Origin of the sequence: Mesorhizobium australicum WSM2073, assembly GCF_000230995.2 — a bacterium.
GTDB classification, from domain to species: Bacteria; Pseudomonadota; Alphaproteobacteria; order Rhizobiales; family Rhizobiaceae; genus Mesorhizobium; species Mesorhizobium australicum.
The window spans coordinates 5005472-5025553 of the sequence record NC_019973.1; the positions used below are offsets into that span (position 1 = coordinate 5005472).

Here is a 20082-nt window from a genome sequence, read left to right on the forward strand (position 1 = left end):
GCGGCGCAGTCACAGCTTCGCCTTTGTTTGTCCACGTTCGAGCCAGAATCGGAACCGCCTATCGCCTCAGGTGTTGTCAGGCACCCGCAGCGAACGTCGCGTGTTGACGCTTTGTTGCGATTTGAGTCTTAAAGAAGGCAGCCATGTCCATAACCGAAATCGAATCCTATCGCCTGAGCCGTCGCGGCTTCCTCAACGCCGCAGCCCTGGGCGCCGCCTCGATCGCGGTTTCCGCATGCGCCACCACCGGACCGGGACCAGTCGAGCCGCCGCCGCCACCAACGTATGTCGAGCCTCCGCTCGCCGACTATGCGTCGATGTACGCTGCGGTCAACGATGGCGGTTTCGATCTGCCGGCCATCCCCGTCGACAGGATCGATCCGCAGTTCCTGCGCCAGATCGTACCCGACCCGACCGGGCAGAAGCCGGGGACCATCGTCGTCGATACGACAGGCCATTTCCTCTATCTGGTTCGCCCTGGCGGCCAGGCCATTCGCTATGGTGTCGGCCTTGGCCGCGCCGGCTTCGAATGGTCGGGCGACGCTGTCGTCCAGTGGAAGCAGAAATGGCCGAAGTGGACGCCGCCGGATGAGATGATCGCCCGCCAGCCGGAATTGAAGCAGTACAGCGCCGACAATGGCGGCATGCCCGGCGGCCTAAAGAACCCGCTCGGCGCACGTGCGCTCTATCTCTTCCAGGGCAATGTGGACACGCTCTATCGCCTGCACGGCTCGCCGGAATGGCGCTCGATCGGCAAATCGGTGTCGTCGGGCTGCGTGCGCCTGATGAACCAGGACATTATCGACCTTTATGACCGCGTGCCCTCGAAGACGCCGGTCATAGTGACCAGCGACGCTCGCCAGCCGATGGTGGCGACGGCCAACCACAAGGCGATCCCGATCGATGCCGGCGTGCCGGATGGATCCGTGCTGCTCGGCCCAGTCAAAGCGGTCACGAACGCGATCTTCTGAGTTTCAGGGGCTTCTGAGTTTCAGGGGGCAGTGGCGTTGCGGCTGCCCCGATCCTACCGTCCCCGCGACAAACTACCCAGAATCCCGCGCACAATGGCACGTCCAACCGACGAGCCGACCGAGCGCACCACCGACTTGATCGCGGCCTCGGCCACCGTCTGGCGATTGGAGGGGCGCGGCGCAGGCGCGCGCCGGCCACCGGACTGCGGCGCGGGATCGTCATTGCCGAAGCCTGGAATGGTCCAGCGCGAGCCGCCGGTGCCGGCCTGCTGCGCCTGCGCCTCGGCGTCCTGCGCCTGCTTTGCCTTCTTCTGCAGCATTTCGAAGGCCGATTCGCGATCGACAACCTGGTCATACTGGCCGGTGACCGGGCTTTCCCCGATCAGCTTCTGCCGCTCGGCAGGGGTGATGGGTCCAAGCCGCGATGACGGCGGACGGATCAACGTGCGCTGGACCATGGACGGAATGCCCTTGGCCTCCAGGGTAGAGACCAGGGCCTCGCCGGTGGCGAGCTGGGTGATGGCGGTGGCGCAGTCGAAATCCGGATTGGGCCGGAAGGTTTCGGCCGCCGTCCTCACCGCCTGCTGCTCGCGCGGCGTGTAGGCGCGCAGCGCGTGCTGCACGCGGTTGCCGAGCTGGGCCAGGACCTTTTCGGGGATATCCAAGGGGTTTTGCGTGACGAAATAGACGCCGACGCCTTTCGAGCGGATCAGGCGGACCACCTGCTCGACCCGGTCGATCAGCACCTTCGGCGCCTCGTCGAACAAGAGGTGCGCCTCGTCGAAGAAGAACACCAGCTTCGGCTTGTCGGGGTCGCCAACCTCCGGCAGTTCCTCGAACAGCTCCGACATCAGCCAGAGCAGGAACGTCGCGTAGAGGCGCGGATTCATCATCAGCTTGTCGGCGGCCAGCACGCTGATGGCGCCGCGACCATCGCGGGTGGTGCGCATGATGTCGGCAATGCGCAAAGCCGGCTCGCCGAAGAAGTTCGCCGCGCCCTGCTGCTCAAGTACCAGCAGCGTGCGCTGAATCGCCCCCACCGACGGCTTGGTGACGTTGCCATAACGGGCGCTGATTTCTTCGGCGCGCTCCGCGATGTTGGCGAGCAGCGCCTGCAGGTCCTTGAGGTCGAGGAGAAGAAGGCCCTCTTCATCGGCAATGCGGAAGGCAATGTTCATGATGCCTTCCTGCGCGTCGGTCAGGTTCATCAGCCGCGACAGAAGCAGCGGTCCCATCTCCGAAATGGTGGCGCGGATGGGGTGACCCTGCTCGCCGAACAGATCCCAGAAGATGACGGGAAATTCCTGGAAGTCGTAAGGGTCGAGCTTGACCTGTTCTGCCCGCTTGACCAGGAAATCCTGGGCGGTGCCCATCATGGCGATACCGGAAAGGTCGCCCTTGATGTCGGCGCAGAAGACCGGAACGCCGGCGTTGGAAAATCCCTCGGCCAGGATCTGCAAGGTGACGGTCTTGCCCGTACCGGTGGCGCCGGTCACCAGGCCATGGCGATTTCCGTATTGCAGCAGCAGGTTTTCGGCGCGCTGATAGCTGTCGTCGGGCTTGCGGCTGGCGCCGATAAAAATACTGGTGTCGTCAGCCATAGCTCGGGTCTCCGCAAAACTGATGTGTCTAAAGCCAGCCTTTGCCCGATGGTATAGTGAGGCTGCCGCACAGCGACAATGACAATTGTCCAAGGCAGGACCAATCGTTCAATCAGGGCTATCGTCCAAATCGGACCAATCGCCAAAATCGGATTTTGGAACTTGCGGATTTCGACGGTGTTTGGCAATCGTCCATGGTCCGTCCACGCAAGCGACCTATATCAGGTGGATCGAATATCAGGTGGTCGAATTCAAGCCCTGGGCGTGCATTGCGATAACTGACCGGGGACCGTAGATTAGGCTGCCCGGGCTGGTGCGGCCACATAGAACGAGGACGATGAATGGGCGCCGGAGCCTTGACCAGGGATGTTGAGCCAACGAATGCGGAGCGTCAGCGATGGCTGACCCTGGCGGAAAAAGCGTTGGCTGGCGCCTCCTTCGAGAAAAAGCTGGTCTCGCATACCGACGACAACATCCGCGTCGAGCCGCTCTATGAACGCGCGACCGGAACGGAACCGATCGTGCGCGCCAATCCTCAATCGCCGTGGATCGTCAGCCAGCGCGTCGACGACCCCGATGTCGAACGCGCCAAGAGGCAGGTCCTGGAAGATGTCGCCCAGGGCGCGACGGGATTGTCGCTCGTCTTCGAGGGCGCCCCGAACGCGTTTGGCTACGGCCTGCCGAGGACGGCGCAGGCGCTCGAGACGGTGCTGGAGGGCGTGCCCCTCAACCGGGTCCAGATCCGTATCGACACCCACCCCTGGAGCCGCCCCATGGCCGACTGGCTGGTGGCGTTCCTGAGCAAGCGCCGCTCCGATCCGGCAAAGCTCAACCTGTCTTTCGGCATCGATCCGGCTGCTATCCTCGCCGGCACCGGCCGGCTGCGCATGTCGATCGAGGCGCTGCAGGAATCCATGCCGCAATCGCTGGCGCATTTCTTCTCGATGGGCGTTCCGGGTGTGCTTCTGGAGGCGGACGGTCGCGTCTTCCACAATGCCGGCGCCACGGAAGCGCAGGAACTCGGCATCATGCTGGCCTCGGCGGTCTCGTATCTGCGAATGTTCGAGAAGGCGCGGCAGCCGCTCGTCTATGCCGCGCCTCATATCGGCTTCGCGCTCAGCGTCGACCAGGACCAGTTCCTGTCGATGGCCAAGGTGCGAGCCCTGCGCAGGCTGTGGGCACGGGTGCAGGAGGCCTGCTCGATCCCCAATTCCACGGCCAACATCCATGCCGAGACATCATTTCGCATGATGACGGCATTGGATTCCGAAACCAACATCCTGCGCACGACGATCGGCTGCTTCGCCGCGGCGGCGGGAGGCGCCGATTCGATCTCAATCCTGCCGCATACGATCGCGCACGGCCTGCCGGCGGCCTTTGCCCGCCGCGTCGCGCGCAACGCGCAGCTGATCATGGCCAATGAAAGCCATGTCGATCATGTCGCCGATCCCGCCCATGGCTCCGGCGCCGTCGAAGCGCTCACCTCAGACCTTTGCGAAGCCGCGTGGGCGGAATTACAGGCCATCGAGGCTGAGGGTGGCGTGCTGTCCAGCCTTCGGGACGGACATATCCAGCAGCGCGTCCGCAACGCCGCCGCCCATCGCGCCATAGCCTTCAAGTCAGACGAGCGGGCCATTGTCGGCGCCACGCTTTATCCGTTGAAAAGCGAGCGCCCGGTCGAGACGCTGGACGCAGAGAAGCGACCTGCCTTCACCGAGGGCGTCGTCCTGTGCGAAGCGTTGTCTCCGGTCCGCATCGATCAATCCATCGGGGCCGCTTCTTGATTCCGGATTTCAGTCAGATCGGCTGGGTGCCGCCGCGCCGCGCGCCTGTCGAGGTCAAGGGACAGCGAACAACGCCGGAAGGCCTTGTCGTCAAGCAGCTGTACAGTCAGGGCGACCTCAAGGGATTGTCGCATCTCGACACCTATCCGGGCCTGCCGCCCTTCGTGCGCGGCCCCTACCCGACCATGTATGTCCAGCAACCCTGGACCATCCGGCAATATGCCGGTTTTTCGACCGCCGAAGAATCCAACGCCTTCTACCGGCGCAACCTTGCCGCCGGCCAGAAAGGCCTTTCGGTTGCCTTCGATCTCGCCACGCACCGCGGCTATGATTCGGACCATCCGCGCGTCGCCGGCGATGTCGGCATGGCGGGTGTGGCTATCGATTCCATCCTCGACATGCGGCAATTGTTCGACGGCATTCCGCTCGGCGAGATGACCGTGTCGATGACGATGAACGGCGCGGTGCTGCCGATCATGGCGCTCTACATCGTGGCGGCGGAAGAGCAAGGCGTCGCGCAGAAGGATTTGGCCGGAACCATTCAGAACGACATTCTGAAGGAGTTCATGGTCCGCAACACCTATATCTATCCGCCGAAGCCCTCGATGCGGATCGTTTCGGACATCTTCTCCTACACCTCGAAGAACATGCCGAAGTTCAACTCGATATCGATCTCCGGCTATCACATGCAGGAGGCCGGCGCGACCGCCGACCTGGAGCTCGCCTATACGATCGCCGACGGGATTGAATATGCCCGCGCCGGCGTCGCGGCGGGGCTCGACATCGACCGTTTCGCGCCGCGCCTGTCGTTCTTCTGGGCGATCGGCATGAATTTCTTCATGGAAGTTGCCAAGCTCAGGGCCGCACGCCTGTTGTGGGCGACGCTGATGAAAAAGAACTTCGCGCCAAAGGACGAGCGGTCGCTGTCCCTGCGCACCCATTGCCAGACCTCCGGCTGGTCGCTGACGGCACAGGATCCCTACAACAACATCATCCGCACCATGATCGAGGCGATGGCCGCGACCCAGGGGCATACCCAGTCGCTGCACACCAACTCCTTCGACGAAGCAATGGCGCTGCCGACCGACCATTCGGCGCGCATCGCCCGCAACACGCAACTCGTCCTGCAGAAGGAATCCGGCACCACGCGCATTATCGATCCGTGGGGTGGTTCGGCCTATCTCGAACGGCTGACACACGATCTGGCGGCGCGTGCGCTCGCCCATATCGAGGAGGTCGAGGCTCTCGGCGGCATGGCGGCTGCGATCGAAAAGGGCATACCCAAGCTGCGCATCGAGGAAGCCGCGGCCCGCACGCAGGCGCGCATCGATTCCGGCGAGCAGATGCTGGTCGGCGTCAATGCGCATCGCCCCGGAGCCGATATCGAGGTCGACGTGCTGAAGATAGACAATGCCGAGGTCAGGGCCCGGCAACTCTCGAAGCTGCAACGGCTGAAGGGCACGCGTGACGTCGCCGCCGTCGAAAGCGCGCTCGATGCGCTGACCCGTGCCGCACAGAGCGAGGACAACCTCCTGGAGTTCGCCATCCGCGCCGCGCGCGCCAATGCCACTGTCGGCGAAATCTCGTTCGCCCTGGAAAGAGCTTATGGCCGCCATGTGGCCACGGTGCAGACCATTTCCGGTGTCTACCGCAAGGCGCTTGGCGACAGTCCGGTGATCGACCGCCTGCAGGACAAGCTCGGTGCCTTCGAAAAGAAAAACGGCGGCAAGCCGCGCATCCTCGTGGCCAAGATGGGACAGGACGGCCACGACCGCGGGCAGAAAGTGATCGCCACGGCCTTCGCCGATCTCGGCTTCGACGTTACCGTCGGCGCCATGTTCCAAACGCCGGAAGAGATCGCGAAACTGGCTGTCCAGAATGACGTCCACATCATCGGCGCCTCATCGCTGGCAGCGGGTCACCTGACGCTGATCCCAGAATTGCGCGACACGCTGAAGAAGCTCGGCCGCGGCGACATGCTGATCGTGGCCGGCGGCGTCATCCCGCCGCAGGACTATGATGCGGTGCTGCAAGCCGGCGCGGCGGAAATCTTCCCGCCGGGCACGGTCATTCCGGAAGCGGCGGAGCGGCTGCTGGATCGGCTGCTATCCTCGTGACGAATCTGTTATAATATCTGTTGCAACACCCGGCGCACCGCGTTATAATTAGCGTTGCAACAGGATGTTTCATCATGAACACCACAATTCGCAAGATCGGTAATTCGGACGGCGTGATTCTGCCGAAAGAGCTTCTCGATCGATTGAATCTCAAGACAGGCGACAACGTGGTCGTCGTCCAGGAAGGTCAAGAGCTTCGCTTGCGCCGATTGGAAGATTCTGCCGAAGAATTCGAGCGCAAGATGAAGGTAGCGCGCGAGCGGATGAGGAAATACGAGGTTGCCTACCGCGCGCTCGCAAAATGACGGCACATCATTCGCGAGAGTTCGTGGAGGCGATGCATGCCGAGCAGTTGCGTCTTCACGGCGGCGCGTCGGGCATCCGCGATGAAGGCCTGTTGGAATCGGCGCTCGCACGTCCGCAACAGAAAGAAGCATACGGCGAGCCGGATCTGAGCGAACTCGCTGCCGCCTATCTCTTCGGCATCGCAAAGAACCATCCGTTCGTCGATGGGAACAAGCGCACGGCTTTCGCTGCGGCCGACTTGTTTCTCTATTTCAACGGATTAAGCATCGAAGCCGAACAGGAGGAGGTCATCCAACTGGTGATGATGGTCGCTGCCAGCGAGATAGACGAAGCGGGTGCGGCCGCATTCTTCCGCGACCATGTGGTCAAGCTTGAAGACTAACTCTCCGAGAGCTTGACGATCTCCCACTCCTTGCCGTTGACGCTGGCCACGTCGCCAACCTTCTTGCCGAACAGCGCGACCGCCATAGGCGAGACGTGCGAGATGCTGCCCTTGGCCGGATCGGCTTCATCCTCGCCGACAATCTTCCAGTGCACCTTCCTGCCGTCGTCACTTTGCAGCGTGACACCCATGCCGAAGCGGACGACATCGCTGCCGGGCTCCGGCACGGAAAGCTCGGCACTCTCGCGTCGCGCGGTCCAGTAGCGCAGATCGCGCGACACGACCGCGATGCGCTCGCGGTCGGCTTTCCGCTCCGCTTTCGCCATGATATCGCGCAGATCGGCCAGATTGTCGTCGATCTGCGCCAGGCCGCGCTCCGTCACCAGGTTCCGGTGCGTGCTGATCGGCCGCTCGCCAACACCGGCGATCGCGTTTTCGCTGTCTTCTTCGCGGGTAAAAGCTCTGCTCATCCCCTGAACTTAGGCGCCGAGTGGCCGCCCGACAAGTCATTGCCGCCGAGAAGAGGCGCGTTGAACGTCTGGCATGATTCCTGCGGTGTCGGGGCGGAACACTGGGATTCTGTGCCGATGTTGAACAGACGAACCCTGCTGACGCAGACCACCTGCTTTGCCGTCATGGGCCTCGCGCTCGGCAAGGCGGCGGCCGCCAGCCTGACCGGCATCGAGAAAGCCTCGATGCGCGGCTCGATCAACGCCACCGAACTTGGCGTCCAGCCCGGTACGTTTGACGACCAGAGCAAGGCCTTCGCCAAGCTGCTGCGCGACGCGAATGGCCGTGACATGCCGGTCTTCCTGCCGCCCGGCACCTATGTGGTGTCCAATCTCTCGCTGCCTGGTCGCGTGCGTCTTTCCGGCGTGCCGGGCGCGACGCGGATCGTCTATGGCGGCGACGGCCATTTGTTCATGGCCGAACACGCCGACCATATCGAACTCAGCGGACTGGTTTTCGACGGCGCGAACCGCTCGATGGGCGACTACGCGCAAGGACTGCTCGATCTGCGCCGGGTGGCGCATCTGGTGGTGGACAACTGCCAGATCACAGGCAGCGGCAAGAATGGGCTGGCGCTGGAACATGCGACGGGCCGGATCGAACGTTCGGACATATCCGGGGCGGCGGACGCCGGCATCTATTCGGTGGAGGCGGCAGGGCTGGCGATATCAGGCAACACCGTCTCCGATTGCGCCAATGGCGGCATCCTGGTGCATCGCTGGCAAGCTGCGGAAGACAGCACCATGGTCACCGGCAACCGCGTCGAACGCATTGGCGCGCGCAGCGGCGGTACAGGCCAGAACGGCAACGGCATCAATGCCTTCCGCGCCGGCAATGTCGTCATCTCGGGCAATGTGGTCTCCGACTGCGCCTTCTCGGCGATCCGGGCCAACAGTTCCAGCAATTTGCAGATATCGGGCAACACCTGCTCGCGCTCGGGCGAGACCGCGGTCTATTCCGAGTTCTCGTTCGAAGGCGCCGTCATTTCCAACAACATCGTCGACGGCGCGGCCAACGGCATCTCGATCGTCAACTTCAACGAAGGCGGCCGCATGGGTATCTGCTCCGGCAACATCGTGCGCAATCTGTCGACATCAGGCCCCTATACCGCGGATCCACCCGGCTTCGGCGTTGGGATCGCCGTCGAGGCCGACACCGTCGCTTCCAACAACGTCATCGAGAACGCGCCGCTCTACGGCATGTCGATCGGCTGGGGGCCGTATCTGCGCAACGTCGTGGCCACCGGCAACATCATTCGCAAGGCAGGCACCGGCATCGTCGTCAGTGTGGTCGAAGGTGCCGGCACGGCCGTCATCTCCGACAACGTCATCGATGGCGCGTCGAACGGAGCGGTTGTCGGCCAGCGCTGGGCCGAGCCGGTGACATCAGACCTCACCCAGACCAGCAGCAGCGGCTATGCGCACTTAACCGTCGAGCGCAACCGCGTCAGCTGATTACCGCCTTCAATTCAGGGCCGGCGTCGGCCTCAGCGCCCCGACCTTGGCGCCAATCCGGCTTTCGATAGGCGCATTCGCCAGTTCGAGCAGCTTCGCCGCCAAGGCCTCGTCCGCCCGCAGCAGCCTGGCGAGGACCGCGGCGGCGATTGCATCGCCGGCGCGCCCGGCACCGTCATCGCATTTGACCGCGATGCCGAGGCCGAGTTCCGGAATTGCGGCACAATGGACGCCCTCGGCCCCGCCTTTCGCAAAAATTCGCCTCGGAGCGGCTTCCATCAGCAACAGGTCCGCGCGGCCGGTGCCGGCCACGAAGAACGGCTCCGCCATGCAGGCCGAAAGCAGCCGCTTCGCGGCCTTCGCCCGCTCCGGGCCAAAGCCTTGGGCCGTGGCCATGCGAGCAAAGCCGAGCGCGAAACTCCTGAGCGGCACCGCATAGGTCGGAATCGAGCAGCCGTCGACCGCGCGTTCGTCGGGGCCGTGGACAGCGCCGGTGACTGCCTGCATGGCGTCGCGCACCATTTCCTGCAGGGCGTGATCCGGTCTGACATAGCCGCGATGCGCGATGCCCAAATGAACGCAGGTACAGAGGAAACCGGAGTGCTTGCCGGAACAATTGTTATGCAACGCATTCGGTGAGCCGCCGGCACGCGCGAGCGCAATCTCCGCGTCATGGTTCGAGGGCCAGTGGACCCCGCATTCGAGCGCCGACCCGTCCAGCCCGGCCCTGGCCAGCATGGACCGCGCCACTTCGACATGCGCCGGCTCGCCGGAGTGGGAGGCACAGGCCAGCGCCAGTTCGCGATTGCCGAAGCCATAGGCATCCGCGGCACCCGTTTCGACAAGCGGCAGGGCCTGGATCGCCTTTACGGCGGAACGCGGAAAGACCGGCTTCGACGTATCGCCGATCTCCAGCACCGGCTTGCCGTCGGCATCGAAGACGGCGACGGCGCCGCGATGGGCGCTCTCGACAATGGCGCCGCGCAAAACTTCGATCAGAACCGGATTTGCCATGCTACCTCCCGCGAATGCCGGGGCGGTTTACCTGATCCGGTCGAGAATGGAAACGTAGTTGGCGACCGCCGCACCGCCCATGTTGAAGATGCCGCCGAGTTTCGCGCCCGGCACCTGGATGCCGCCGGCTTCGCCGACAAGCTGCATGGCGGTCAAGACATGCATGGATACGCCGGTGGCGCCGATCGGATGGCCCTTGGCCTTCAGTCCGCCGGAGGGATTGACCGGCAGGCCGCCGTCTTTTGCCGTTGTGCCATCCAGCGCCAGTTTGGCGCCCTCACCCGGCTTGGCCAGTCCCATCGCTTCATACTCGATCAATTCGGCGATAGTGAAGCAGTCATGCGTTTCGACGAAGGAGAGATCGTCGAGCGTTACGCCGGCGTTCTTCAGCGCGCGGGTCCAGGCCTGTTCGCAGCCTTCGAAGGTCAGGATGTCGCGCTTCGACATCGGCAGGAAATCCTGCACATGCTCGTTGGCGCGGAAGGCGACCGCGCGGCGCATCTTCAGCGCCGTTGCCGTGTCGGCAAGGACAAGGGCAGCGGCGCCGTCGGAGACCAGCGAGCAGTCGGTGCGCTTCAAGGGTCCTGCGACGAACGGGTTTTTCTCGCTCTCCTGCCGGCAGAAGTCATAGCCGAAATCCTTGCGCATCTGCGCATAGGGATTGTCGACGCCATTCTTGTGGTTCTTGGCAGCGATCATGGCGAGCGCATCCGACTGGTCGCCATAGCGCTGGAAATAGGCCTGCGCGATCTTGCCGAAGACGCCGGCGAAGCCGGCTGGCGTGTCGCCGTCCTCGGGCAGATAGGAAGCTTTCAGCAAATTCTTGCCGATTTCGGGCCCGGGCGTCGTCGTCATCTGCTCGGCGCCAACCACCAGCACGATGCGGGCGGCGTTTGCATCAATGGCGCGGATACCTTGCCTGACCGCCGCCGAACCGGTGGCGCAAGCGTTCTCGACGCGTGTCGCCGGCTTGAAGCGCAGCCGGTCGTCCGCCTGGAGAACCAGGCTTGCCGTGAAATCCTGCGCCGAAAAACCGGCATTGAAATGGCCGAGCACGATCTCGTCGACCTCGTCCGGGCCAATGCCGGCATGGTCGAGCGCGTCCGTCGCGACCTTGACGATCAGGTTTTCGAGCGTCTCGCCCTCAAGCTTGCCGAAGCGCGAATGCGCCCAGCCAACGATGCATGCGGTCATGGCGGTCTCCATCCTTGGCGCCAGCGCCCACGGCTCGTGACGCACTTCGCCTTTATTGTTCAAATATAAACATTCTCGCCCGGGCCGTGAAGGGCCGCAACGCAACAATCGCTTGGTACAGGTCGCGTCGAGGTCGATTTTTTATTGATTGACGCGTCAATAAAAAATAATCTCCCGCAAAAATCGGAAACGGCATGCCAAAAGTCGGAATGGAGCCATTGCGCCGCAGGGCGCTCATCGACGCGACGATCTCGGCGATCGGCGAGCGTGGCTCGCTTGACGTGACCATGTCCGAGATCGCCGGACGCGCCGGTGTGTCTTCGGCGCTCGCCCACCACTATTTCGGCGCCAAGGACGAGCTGCTGTTCGCGACGATGCGGCACATCCTGGCCGAACTGACCATCGATATGCGCCGCGCCTTGCAGTGCGCCGGCACCGCGCGCGAGCGCGTCTCGGCCGTGGTCGCCGTCAACTTCTCCGATGTCCAGTTCCAGGCCGAAACCATTGCCGCCTGGCTCGCTTTCTATGTCGAGGCGCAGCAATCGTCTTCGCTGCGCCGGCTGCTCAGAATCTATGCCCGGCGGCTGCATTCCAACCTGATGAGTGGATTGACCGGTATCCTGCCGAGGACCGAGGCCGACCGCGCCGCGGAAGCGACGGCGGCGATGATCGACGGGCTCTACATCAGGCGCGCGCTGAAGGATGGCGTGCCTGACGCCGCGACCGCGATCGCGCTGGTCGAAGATTATCTCGAAACCAAACTTGGCGGACGGCACAAGCAGTGACAGCGAAGCGACCCAATTTCCTGATCGTCATGGTCGACCAGCTCAACGGGACCTTGTTCCCGGATGGGCCGGCGGAATTTCTGCACACACCGCATTTGAAGGCACTGGCGGCGCGTTCGGCGCGCTTTGCCAACAACTACACCGCCTCGCCACTCTGCGCGCCGGGCCGTGCGTCGTTTATGAGCGGCCAGTTGCCGTCGCGCACCGGGGTCTATGACAATGCCGCCGAGTTCGCCTCGTCGATCCCGACCTTCGCCCATCATTTGCGTGCGGCCGGCTACTACACCTGCCTGTCGGGCAAGATGCATTTCGTCGGACCGGATCAGCTGCACGGTTTCGAGGAACGGCTGACCACCGACATCTATCCGGCGGATTTCGGCTGGACGCCGGACTACCGCAAACCCGGTGAGCGCATCGAGTGGTGGTATCATAATCTGGGTTCGGTGACCGGCGCCGGCGTTGCGGAAACAACCAACCAGATGGAGTATGACGACGAGGTCGTGTTCCTCGCGTCTCAGAAGCTCTATCAGCTTTCGCGCGAACAGGACGATGCGAGCCATCGGCCCTGGTGCCTCACCGTCTCGCTGTCGCATCCGCACGATCCCTATGTCGCGCGCAAGCAGTATTGGGATCTCTATGAGCATTGCCAGGTGCTGGATCCGGAAACCGGGTACATCGCTGAAGACGAGCAGGATCCGCATTCTCGGCGGCTGTACCATGCCAGCGACTATCCCTCTTTCGAGATCACGCCTGAAGAGGTGCGTCGTTCGCGGCGCGGCTATTTCGCCAACATCTCCTATGTCGACGACAAGGTCGGCGAGCTCCTCGACGTTCTCACGCGGACGCGCATGCTCGACGACACGATCATCCTGTTCTGCTCGGATCACGGCGACATGCTCGGCGAGCGAGGCCTGTGGTTCAAGATGAGCTTCTTCGAAGGCTCGGCGCGAGTGCCGTTGATGATTGCCGGCAAGGGCATTCGTGCCGGGCTGATCGAGGCGCCGGTCTCCAATCTCGACGTAGCACCAACGCTTTGCGACCTTGCCGGCATCGACATCGGGGCGATCGCGCCGTGGACCGACGGCCAGTCGCTGCTGCCGCTCACCAAGGGCGGGCAGCGCACGACACCGGTGCTGATCGAGTACGCGGCGGAGGGCTCCTATGCGCCCTTGGTGGCAATCCGCGAAGGCAGGTACAAATTCGTCCATTGCGAACTCGATCCGCCGCAATTGTTCGATCTCGAAGCCGATCCGCTCGAGCGGGACAATCTGGCCGACGACCCCGCCAATGCGGGTCTTGTGGCGGCATTCCTGGAAAAGGTCCGGGCGCGTTGGGACATGGCCGGCTTCGATGCCGCCGTGCGCGAAAACCAGGCACGCCGCTGGGTCGTCTATCCGGCGCTGCGCAACGGCGCCTACTACCCTTGGGATTTCCAGCCGTTGCAGAAAGCGTCAGAGCGGTACATGCGCAATCACATGAACCTCGACAATCTCGAAGAGAGCAAAAGGTATCCGCGAGGCGAATGATGGCAGACCTTCTCGTTCCCACTCTCGACCATCTCAGGCAGGCCTACGCGGTAACGTCACGGGCGACACAGGTCACGCCGCTGCTGGAATCGGCGGCGCTCGCCAGAGAAACCGGCGCGGCCCGGGTCTTCATCAAGCCGGAATCGCTGCAATGGGCCGGATCCTTCAAGGTTCGCGGCGCTTATTGGCGGCTGAAGCGGCTTTCGCCCGACGAGGCGAAGAAGGGCGTCGTCGCCTATTCCTCGGGCAATTTCGCGCAAGGGCTGGCCGCGGCCGGCCAGGCGCTCGGCATTCCCGTGACCATCGTCATGCCGATCGACGCGCCGGCCGCCAAGCGCGATGCTACCGCGGGTTATGGCGCGCGCGTCGTGCTGACCGACCATGACGATCGCGCGCGTGAAGAGGTCGCGGCGGCCAAGGCGCGCGAAATCGCTGAAACAGAAGGGCTAGCGCTCCTGCATCCATTCGACGATCCCGAGATCGTCGCCGGTCAGGCGGGTGCCGGCCTCGAAGCGCTCGACCAGCTGTCGGGTAAGGATGCCAGCGCCGATCTCTTGTTCTGCTCGGTCGGCGGCGGTGGGCTGATCGGCGGCGTTTCGCTCGCCTTCCACTATCTGTCGCCGGCGACCGAGATCATCGGCGTAGAGCCCGAAGGGTTCGACGGCATGGGCTCTTCACTGGCGCATGGCAGCATCGAGACCATGCCGATCGGTCCGAAATCGATCTGCGACGGACTGATGTCGCGCCGGCCCGGCGACGCGCCGTTCGCCGCGGTCAAGACCGCTGGCGTGCGCGGCATCACGGTCGACGATCAGTCGGTGCGGCGCGCGATGCGGATCGCTTTCGAGCGGATGAAGCTGGTGCTCGAACCGTCAGGTGCGGCGTCGCTGGCGGCATTGCTCGGTGGCAAGGTGGATGTGGCGGGAAAAACCGTCCTGGTGGTGGCTACCGGCGGCAACGTTTCGCTCGCCGATTTTATGGCGCATATGAACCATGCTTGAAGCGGATTTCGTTATCATCGGCTCCGGCTCCGCCGGCTCGGCCATGGCCTATCGCTTGTCGGAAGACGGCAAGCATTCGGTCATCGTCATCGAATTCGGCGGCACTGATATCGGGCCGCTGATCCAGATGCCTTCGGCGCTGTCGATACCGCTCAACATGAGCCTCTACGACTGGGGATTCGCCAGTGAACCGGAACCGCATCTGGGTGGCCGCGTGCTGGCGACGCCGCGCGGCAAGGTGATCGGCGGCTCGTCCTCGATCAACGGCATGGTCTATGTGCGCGGCCACGCCCGCGACTTCGACCATTGGGCCGAACAGGGCGCGGCCGGCTGGGGCTTCGCCGACGTGCTGCCCTACTTCAAACGCATGGAGGATTCAGATGGCGGCGAGGATGGCTGGCGCGGGCACGGCGGCCCGCTGCATGTGCAGCGCGGCTCCCGGCGCAATCCGCTCTATGGCGCCTTCGTCGAAGCGGGCCGCCAGGCAGGGTTTGAACTGACCGACGACTACAATGGCGCCAAGCAGGAAGGCTTCGGCCCGATGGAGCAGACCATTCTGGGCGGCCGCCGCTGGTCGGCGGCATCAGCCTATCTGAAGCCGGCGCTCCGGCGCAAAAACGTCAGACTGGTCAAAGGCTTTGCGCGCCGGGTGATCATCGAGAATCAACGCGCCATCGGCGTCGAGATCGAAGCTCACAAACAGATTCAGGTCGTTAAGGCGCGACGTGAAGTAATCGTCGCGGCGTCGTCGATCAACTCGCCGAAGATCCTGATGCTGTCCGGTATCGGCCCGGCCGGGCATTTGCACGAAAACGGCATTGCCGTCGTGGCCGACCGGCCTGGCGTCGGCGGCAACCTGCAGGACCATCTGGAGCTCTACATCCAGCAGGAATCGACCAAACCGATCACGCTGAATTCAGTGCTGAACCCGTTCTCCAAGGCGATGATCGGGGCGCAGTGGCTGTTCTTCAAATCGGGCCTTGGCGCCACCAATCATTTCGAGGCGGCCGCCTTCGTGCGCTCGCAGGCAGGCGTCGACTATCCCGACATCCAGTACCACTTCATCCCGGCGGCGGTGCGTTACGACGGCAAGGCGGCGGCGAAGTCGCACGGCTTCCAGGCGCATGTCGGACCGATGCGCTCGAAGTCGCGCGGCTCGGTGACGCTGCGCTCGCCGGATCCGAAAGCGAAGCCGGTCATCCGCTTCAACTACATGTCGCATCCGGACGACTGGGCGGAGTTCCGCCACTGCATCCGCCTGACCCGCGAGATCTTCGGCCAGTCGGCCTTCGATGCCTATCGCGGACAGGAACTCTCGCCGGGCAGCCATGTCCAGTCGGACGACGATCTCGACGTGTTCATCCGCGACCATGCCGAAAGCGCCTACCACCCCTGCGGCACCTGCCGAATGGGCCGCGTCGATGATCAATCGAGCGTGGTCGATCCGGAATGCCGGGTCATCGGCGTCGACGGATTGCGGGTCGCCGACTCCTCGATCTTCCCGCGCGTGACCAACGGCAACCTCAACGCGCCATCGATCATGACCGGCGAAAAAGCGTCCGATCACATCCTTGGCCGCACGCCGCTCGCGCCGTCCAACCAGGAACCATGGATCAATCCGCGCTGGCAGGCTTCCGACAGATAGGCCATGATCCGCCGATAGAGTGAGCTGCCCGACAGGCGCCCGCCCAATAGCCGTCTTGGGCACAACGATTGGAGACCTCCCATGCGCGCCCAGCCCACGGCTTCGCACTATGTCAACGGACGCTATATCGAGGACGAAGGCGGCGCGCCGCTGCCGGTGATCTATCCGGCCACGGGCGAGACCATCGCCATGCTGCGATCGGCGACGCCGAACGTGCTGGAACTGGCGGTCGAGGCCGCCCGCGCCGCACAGCCGGCCTGGGCGCGGCTTAAGCCGGTCGAGCGCGGCCGCATCCTGCGCCGAGCCGCCGACATTTTGCGCGCCCGCAACGCCGATCTTGCCCGCATCGAGACGCTCGACACTGGGAAGGCGATCCAGGAGACACTGGTGGCGGATGCACCTTCCGCCGCGGACTGCCTTGAATATTTCGCCGGCGCGGTCGCTGTCTTCAACGGCGAAGCGGTCGACCTCGGCGGGCCGTTCGCCTATACGCGCCGCGAGGCGCTCGGCGTCTGTGTCGGCATCGGCGCATGGAACTATCCGATCCAGATCGCCGGCTGGAAATCCGCACCCGCACTCGCCATGGGCAATGCCATGGTGTTCAAGCCATCGGAAAACACGCCGCTTTCGGCGCTGGCGCTGGCCGAGATCTACTCGGAAGCCGGCCTGCCCGACGGGCTGTTCAACGTCGTGCAAGGCTATGGCGACGTCGGCGCCGGCCTTGTCGGCCATGATGTCGTGGCCAAGGTCTCGGTGACCGGCTCGGTGCTGACCGGGCGCAAGGTGCTGTCGCTAGCGGGCTCCAGGATGAAGCACGCGACGATGGAACTCGGCGGCAAGTCGCCGCTGATCGTCTTCGACGATGCCGATCTCGAAAATGCCATTGGCGGCGCCATGCTCGGCAACTTCTATTCGACCGGCCAGATCTGTTCCAACGGCACGCGCGTTTTCGTCCAGAGTGGCATTCACGACCGCTTTGTCGAGCGGCTGATCGAACGGACCAAGAAAATCCGCATCGGCGATCCGCTCGACCCGGAAACGCAGATGGGGCCGCTGGTCTCCAAGGCACAGCAAGACAAAGTCGTCGGCTATATCGAGGCCGGCAAGCACGATGGGGCGACGCTGGCCTGTGGCGGCAATGTGCCGTCGCTGCAGGGCTTCCAGGGCGGCTTCTTCGTCGAGCCGACCGTGTTCACCGCCGTTACCGACACGATGCGGATCGCCCGCGAGGAGATTTTCGGCCCGGTCATGAGCGTGCTGAAATTCGACAGCGAGGACGAGGTGATCGACCGCGCCAACGACACCGAGTTCGGTCTTGCCGCCGGCGTCTTCACGCGCGACCTGCCGCGCGCCCACCGCGTCATCGCCGAGTTGCAGGCCGGAACCTGCTGGATCAATGCCTACAATCTGACACCGGTGGAAATTCCCTTCGGCGGCGTCAAGCAATCGGGCATCGGGCGGGAGAACTCGCTGGCGGCGCTGGCGCTCTATTCGCAGCTGAAGTCGATCTATGTCGAGACCGGGGACGTCGCCAGTCCGTACTGATCCCGCCTACTTCTCCGCCGTTCCATCCAGATACTGCGTCAGCGCACAGACCAGATGGTAGAAGATGCTCGCCGGCACGTCAGATGCCAGCGAGCGGCCGCGCTCGTCGATGCGATCGATCCACAGGCCGAGCGGCGCCGGGTCGACGTGCCAGCGGAACAGCCGGCCGACCCTCGCCTCGATCTCCGGCTTCAGATCGGGGCCGCCCGAGCCATCCAGGGCGATCGCCGCCTTGAGCGCCTCGGCCTGCGGCCAGCTGCGCGATATCAGGTCGAGCGGCAGTCCTTGCCGCGAGACTGCACCATAGGCAAGGCCAGTGGCCCGGTTGAGGCCATTGGCGATTGCCGAGGCGTAGAGTTTTCGGGCGAAGACGCTCAGTTCGGCCTGGCCGCTGCGGCCGGCGAAATCGACCAGCAGCGAGGCCCATTCGAAGTGATGGCCAGGTTCGGTCCAGGCCCCCTTCTCTCCCGGTACCGGTTTCCATTCTGCATCGAAATACTCGCCGAGCGTCCAGCTCTCGGCGTCGAAGAAATGGCTGCGGAAGAGGTCGATGATGCGCGCCGCGCGACGCAGATGCGCACGCTCACCGGTTGCCTGGTGCCAGGCCAGGAAAGCTTCGAGCAGATGCATGTGGGGGTTGGAGCGTCGCTCGCCCGCCCCGTCCGAGGTGTCGAGGAAGCCGGTCATGCGGCTGTCCTCCAGATGCGCATCGAGGAAGGTGAAGGTCTCTTGGCCGAGCCGCAAGGCATCGGCATTGCCCGACATATGCGCGTGCGCCAGCGCCAGCAGGATGCAGGAATGATCGTAGGCGTCCTCGACGGGATCGGCGACGGAGCCATCGACATTCAGCGTGCGCACCCAACCGCCCCGTTCGGTGCGGCCCTGCCCCGCCATGAAGTCGATGCCATGCGCGATCAGCCGGTCGGCCGGCCCGGTCCAACCGCGCTCCTTGGCAACCGCGAAGGCATAGACCTGCCTGGCCTGGGTGCGCATGCGCTTGGGCTTGACGAGCGGCTTGGCGTCGAAACCCAGCGCCTCGTGGAAGCCACCGTGGCGCTCGTCGACGCCTGATGTCGACCACAACGGCAAGGTCTCCTGGAACAGCCAGTGATGAACGCGCCGCCGCCAGGCGCCACTTTCGATGACGCGGTCATGCGCCGGCGTGAACCTGGTTTCCAGCCGTCCCGATTTTTCGAGTTGTTCGACGATCTTCTTGACGTGCTGGCTGTGGCTCACCGGGGCAACGAAAGTGGCATCCGCCGTCGAGACGATGGCAACATCCTTCATGCCGATCGCCGACAGCAGGCGGCCATCGCTGCGGATATAGGAATTCTCGCAATCGATAGCGACGACATCGCCGACAACGACGTTGCCCCGGTCGTCGGCGGGACCGACATCGAGGAGCGATTGCCAGGAGCCGAGATCGTTCCAGCGGAAGCCGGCCGGCACCATGGCTATGTCTTCTGCCCGTTCCATGATGGCATAGTCGATCGAGTTCGACGGGATCGCCGCGTAAAGTTCCAGCGGCATATAGAGGCCGGACAGGTCCGTCGTGGCCGCCTCGTAGGCGGCTTCGGTGGCGTGCCAGATGTCGGGCTGGAATGTCTTGAAGGCGTCGCGCATGGCACCGGCCCGAAACAGGAAGATGCCGGTATTCCAGTAGAAATTTCCCGCCTTGAGATAGTCGTTGGCCGTCGCAAGGTCGGGCTTCTCGACAAAGCGCGAAACGTCGAACACCCCGGTCTTCTCGGCCGATACCTCGATATAGCCGTAACCGGTTTCCGGCTGGGTCGGTTTGATGCCGAACACCACCAGACGGCCGGCGCGCGCCGCCTGCGATCCCGCCTCGATACTTTGCCAGAATTGCCCTGCCGTCGCTATTTCATGGTCCGAGGGCACCACCAGAACCAGGCTGTCGCCGAATTCCGACAGCGTGCGCAAGGTCGCCAGTGCGACGGCGGCGGCCGTGTTGCGTCCCGCCGGCTCGAATAGCGGGCCGCCGCCGGCGAGATCGAGACCGGCCAAGTCGGCATGGACACGATCGGCATGGCGCTCCGAAGCGATCAGGAAGATCGGCGTCTCGCCAGCCGGTCTCGCCGTCAGGCGGCGCAAGGTCTTGGCGAGCATGGAACCGTCGCCCGACAGATCGTGGAACTGCTTGGGATTGTCCTCGCGTGACAGCGGCCACAGCCGAGAGCCGACGCCGCCGCTCATGACAAAACTGACGATGCGCTGGCCCATGGATGC

16 protein-coding genes are annotated in these 20082 nt (G+C 63.9%); 11 read left to right on the forward strand and 5 right to left on the reverse strand.

Annotated elements, in window-relative coordinates:
- Window positions 1-143: 143 nt before the first annotated feature.
- A complete protein-coding gene (locus MESAU_RS24230; RefSeq protein ID WP_015318657.1) occupies window positions 144-971 on the forward strand; it encodes a L,D-transpeptidase in 828 nt (275 codons plus the stop codon).
- A gap of 53 nt (window positions 972-1024) precedes the next feature.
- Here MESAU_RS24230 and MESAU_RS24235 read toward each other — a convergent pair whose 3' ends face one another.
- Complete coding sequence (locus MESAU_RS24235; protein ID WP_015318658.1) at window positions 1025-2572, reverse strand: helicase HerA-like C-terminal domain-containing protein; 1548 nt, start codon at window positions 2570-2572, stop codon at window positions 1025-1027.
- A 341-nt stretch (window positions 2573-2913) separates the two neighbouring features.
- On the opposite strand from MESAU_RS24235, the gene MESAU_RS24240 reads away from it, so the two are divergent.
- The 4 genes from MESAU_RS24240 to MESAU_RS24255 all read left to right on the forward strand — a co-directional run bounded on the left by MESAU_RS24240 (window position 2914) and on the right by MESAU_RS24255 (window position 7161).
- The gene (locus tag MESAU_RS24240) at window positions 2914-4356 is read left to right on the forward strand and encodes a methylmalonyl-CoA mutase subunit beta (RefSeq protein WP_015318659.1); all 1443 of its coding nucleotides are present in this window, start codon (window positions 2914-2916) and stop codon (window positions 4354-4356) included.
- A complete protein-coding gene (scpA, locus tag MESAU_RS24245) occupies window positions 4353-6473 on the forward strand; it encodes a methylmalonyl-CoA mutase (RefSeq protein ID WP_041163493.1) in 2121 nt (706 codons plus the stop codon). The genes MESAU_RS24240 and scpA overlap by 4 nt, the downstream gene beginning before the upstream one ends.
- Before the next feature lie 74 nt (window positions 6474-6547).
- A complete protein-coding gene (locus tag MESAU_RS24250) occupies window positions 6548-6778 on the forward strand; it encodes an AbrB/MazE/SpoVT family DNA-binding domain-containing protein (protein WP_015318661.1) in 231 nt (76 codons plus the stop codon).
- Window positions 6775-7161: a type II toxin-antitoxin system death-on-curing family toxin gene (locus MESAU_RS24255; protein WP_015318662.1), complete on the forward strand. Its 387-nt coding sequence runs from the start codon at window positions 6775-6777 to the stop codon at window positions 7159-7161. Before MESAU_RS24250 ends, MESAU_RS24255 begins: the two co-directional genes overlap by 4 nt.
- On the opposite strand, the gene greA is transcribed toward MESAU_RS24255, so the two are convergent.
- Window positions 7158-7631, reverse strand: coding sequence for a transcription elongation factor GreA (gene greA / locus MESAU_RS24260; RefSeq protein WP_015318663.1), 474 nt, complete (start codon window positions 7629-7631; stop codon window positions 7158-7160). The genes MESAU_RS24255 and greA overlap by 4 nt on opposite strands.
- Window positions 7632-7748: 117 nt before the next feature.
- Between greA and MESAU_RS24265 the strand changes: the two genes are divergently transcribed.
- Window positions 7749-9125, forward strand: coding sequence for a TIGR03808 family TAT-translocated repetitive protein (locus tag MESAU_RS24265; RefSeq protein WP_015318664.1), 1377 nt, complete (start codon window positions 7749-7751; stop codon window positions 9123-9125).
- Window positions 9126-9134: 9 nt separating this feature from the next.
- Here the strand turns inward: MESAU_RS24265 and MESAU_RS24270 are convergent, their stop codons facing one another.
- A complete protein-coding gene (locus tag MESAU_RS24270; protein ID WP_015318665.1) occupies window positions 9135-10139 on the reverse strand; it encodes an asparaginase in 1005 nt (334 codons plus the stop codon).
- Window positions 10140-10166: 27 nt separating this feature from the next.
- Complete coding sequence (locus tag MESAU_RS24275) at window positions 10167-11333, reverse strand: acetyl-CoA acetyltransferase (protein WP_015318666.1); 1167 nt, start codon at window positions 11331-11333, stop codon at window positions 10167-10169.
- A 194-nt stretch (window positions 11334-11527) separates the two neighbouring features.
- Here MESAU_RS24275 and betI point away from each other — a divergent pair, with 194 nt between their 5' ends.
- From betI to betB, 5 genes are all read left to right on the forward strand, one after another.
- Complete coding sequence (betI, locus tag MESAU_RS24280; protein ID WP_015318667.1) at window positions 11528-12118, forward strand: choline-binding transcriptional repressor BetI; 591 nt, start codon at window positions 11528-11530, stop codon at window positions 12116-12118.
- A complete protein-coding gene (betC, locus tag MESAU_RS24285) occupies window positions 12115-13644 on the forward strand; it encodes a choline-sulfatase (RefSeq protein WP_015318668.1) in 1530 nt (509 codons plus the stop codon). The genes betI and betC overlap by 4 nt, the downstream gene beginning before the upstream one ends.
- Entirely contained in the window at window positions 13641-14645 is a 1005-nt protein-coding gene (locus tag MESAU_RS24290) for a threonine/serine dehydratase family protein (protein ID WP_041163494.1), read from the forward strand. The genes betC and MESAU_RS24290 overlap by 4 nt, the downstream gene beginning before the upstream one ends.
- Window positions 14638-16290, forward strand: coding sequence for a choline dehydrogenase (gene betA / locus MESAU_RS24295; protein ID WP_015318670.1), 1653 nt, complete (start codon window positions 14638-14640; stop codon window positions 16288-16290). Before MESAU_RS24290 ends, betA begins: the two co-directional genes overlap by 8 nt.
- Before the next feature lie 81 nt (window positions 16291-16371).
- Window positions 16372-17835 carry a betaine-aldehyde dehydrogenase gene (betB, locus tag MESAU_RS24300; protein WP_015318671.1) on the forward strand — a complete coding sequence of 488 codons (1464 nt, stop codon included), beginning with the start codon at window positions 16372-16374 and terminating at the stop codon, window positions 17833-17835.
- Window positions 17836-17841: 6 nt separating this feature from the next.
- Here the strand turns inward: betB and MESAU_RS24305 are convergent, their stop codons facing one another.
- Window positions 17842-20076, reverse strand: a complete 2235-nt coding sequence (locus MESAU_RS24305) for a mannose-1-phosphate guanylyltransferase/mannose-6-phosphate isomerase (protein WP_015318672.1) — start codon at window positions 20074-20076, stop codon at window positions 17842-17844.
- Window positions 20077-20082: the final 6 nt, after the last annotated feature.